This window comes from Vibrio sp. 1249-1 (assembly GCF_033340495.1).
The window spans coordinates 1-566 of the sequence record NZ_JAWOWJ010000936.1 but is presented as its reverse complement, the minus strand read 5'-3'; the positions used below and the strand labels follow the sequence as shown (position 1 = coordinate 566).

Below are 566 nucleotides of genomic sequence, written 5' to 3'. Positions count from 1 at the left end.
GTTCTTCGGTCAGTTTAATCGCGTATTGTTCGATTTCGTTTTCAGACCAATTAACGGTCACTGGATGTTGCGCTTCTACATTTTGTTGAGGCGTGATATCAAACCAATACTGAAGCATTTTTTGAGCAGCCAACAACGTAGAAGACGCTTTCACAACTTCAATTCGAGCGTAGTGATTTTGTTCGAATGAAACATCTGCCGCGCGAAGCACGGGATCTGTGCCTGGAATTTGTTGAGCACCAAACAACGCTTTGCCACCTTTTTCCGCTGTTTTGTAATCAGGGATAAATTGGGCCATGTGTTGTATTGCGTTATGCGTTCTTTCACCCAAAATTTCTTCACGCCACCCACTGCGAATTTTAGAGAGTAACGGTACAGGTAGCTCAGGTTGAGCAGAGAGTGCCGTGCTTTCAACTAAGCCATCTTCAAACAACGTGATCTCTTTCGTCATGCCGTGCAGCTGGAAATAGCCATCTCCATAAGGAGTTAACTGCGCCATTCCTTTATCTGTGCCACGGGGGCCGTGGAAAATGACTTCTGGCCATTGCTGGTTACATTCGTTCCAT

The 566-nt window shown here is 45.6% G+C and carries 1 pseudogene; it reads right to left on the bottom strand.

The features are described 5' to 3' along the window. Window positions 1-566 (bottom strand): annotated as a pseudogene (locus R7Z50_RS29785) (FAD-dependent oxidoreductase); the annotation flags it as partial.